At 63.4% G+C, this 1,649-nt stretch carries 2 protein-coding genes and 1 pseudogene; 2 read left to right on the top strand and 1 reads right to left on the bottom strand.

Annotated features, from left to right (window positions below; genetic code table 11):
* Positions 1-504: IS630 family transposase (locus tag ACFWUY_RS41540; protein ID WP_384122204.1), on the top strand; the 504-nt coding region annotated here is incomplete at its 5' end.
* Between the two features lie 60 nt (positions 505-564).
* On the opposite strand, the gene ACFWUY_RS41535 is transcribed toward ACFWUY_RS41540, so the two are convergent.
* Positions 565-1,218: an IS3 family transposase gene (locus tag ACFWUY_RS41535; protein WP_384122201.1), complete on the bottom strand. Its 654-nt coding sequence runs from the start codon at positions 1,216-1,218 to the stop codon at positions 565-567.
* Between ACFWUY_RS41535 and ACFWUY_RS41530 the strand changes: the two are divergent.
* A pseudogene (locus ACFWUY_RS41530) lies at positions 1,178-1,649 on the top strand (transposase); the annotation flags it as partial. The gene ACFWUY_RS41535 and the pseudogene ACFWUY_RS41530 overlap by 41 nt on opposite strands.

The raw sequence follows: 1,649 nt of genomic DNA, 5'->3' as shown, positions 1-1,649 counted from the left end.
CGCCGCACCCACGACTACCTGCGGCACGGCATCACCAGCCTGTTCGCCGCATTCAACATCGCCGACGGCACCGTCATCAGCGAACTCCACCGCCGCCACCGCGCGATCGAGTTCAAGAAGTTCCTGGTCACGATAGACAAAAGAGTGCCCCGCGATCTCGACGTGCACCTGGTGTGTGACAACTACGCCACCCACAACACCCCCGAAATCAAGACATGGCTGGCCAAACACTCCCGCTTCCACGTCCACTTCACCCCCACCGGCTCGTCCTGGATCAACCAGGTCGAGCGCTGGTTTGGCCTGCTGACCGACAAACTCATCCGCCGCGGCGTCCACACCTCCGTCAAGGCCCTGGAGAGCGACATCAAGCAGTGGATCGCGACCTGGAACGAGAATCCCAGGCCGTTCATCTGGACCAAGACCGCCGACGAGATCCTCAACTCCCTCGCCGACTACCTCACCAAGGTCACCCCACCAGCCAACAAGAAACACACAGATACTTAGCCATCAGATTTCAGGCGCACGACAGTAGTGAGGCGTCCCCCAGGGTGTGGACACAGGGGTTCATGCTGCGAGTGTGAGTGTACGTGCTCTCTGCTGTTGCTGTTCGAATTCGACTGGTGAGAGGTAGTTGAGGGCGCTGTGGCGTCTGCGGGCATTGCAGTAGGTGAGCCACTGGAAGATCGCCAGCCGTGCCTGGCGCATCGTCGAGAACAGCCGTTGGTGCATCGTCTCCCTCTTCAGCCCCTGCCAGAAGCTCTCAGCGGGGGCATTGTCGTAGCTCGAGCCGACGCGTCCCATGCTCCTGCGGATCCTGAAACCATCACATACCCGCGCGAACGGGGCCGACGTGTACTGCGAACCCCTGTCCGCGTGGAAGACCACTCCGTCCACGTTGCCGCCGCGGGCCGCTACCGCCATCTTCAGTGCGTTGATGACCAGCTCGGCGCGCATGTGGGAGGCCATCGAGTAGCCGAGCACTCGGCGTGAGCAGATGTCGATGACGCAGGCGAGATACAGCCATGAGCCACCGACCTGCACGTATGTGATTTCGTCGCACCACTTCTTGTCCAGCCGTGCGGCGGTGAAGTCGCGTTGGACTAGGGCCTGTGTGATGTCGTGATCAGTTGCCGGGTTCTGTGCTCTTCGTGGGGTGGAACCCGATAGGACTGTGGGCGTGACGCGTAGGCACCTCACCCATGCCCAGTGGAAGTTCATCGAGCCGTATCTGCCGATCGGTGGGTACGGCCCGTATCCGGAGCGTTTGCGGGAACAGTCCGAGGGGGTGGTCTGGCGGTTCCGCTCCAGCGGTCAGTGGCGGGAGATGCCTGCCGAGTTCGGCCCATGGGCCACCGTCTACGGACGTTTCCGCGCCTGGCGGGACGCCGGTGTGTTCACCGCCCTGCCGGAAGGTCTGATCGCTCAGGCAGCCCGCGCGGAGCAAACAGACTTGTCGCTGGCCAGCATGGACTCCACTACGGTCCGCGCCCACCACGACGCCGTAGGGCTCCGCGTCAGCAAGCACCTCATGGCGGCCCTGGAGGAAGCCGCGCAGGAGCAGGAGACAGCCCGGCAAAAAGGGGTGGCACGGAGGAACAGAACGGACAGGACGAGCGCCGGCGTGTCCGGCACCGACGCACGCTCCGCCT

This window comes from Streptomyces sp. NPDC058664, assembly GCF_042716635.1.
GTDB lineage: Bacteria > Actinomycetota > Actinomycetes > Streptomycetales > Streptomycetaceae > Streptomyces.
This window is presented reverse-complemented; position numbering and strand designations above follow the sequence as displayed.

Excerpts from the sequence above, each read along its gene's own strand:
- ACFWUY_RS41535 (WP_384122201.1), bottom strand. The coding sequence starts at position 1,218 with ATGAACTTCCACTGGGCATGGGTGAGGTGCCTACGCGTCACGCCCACA.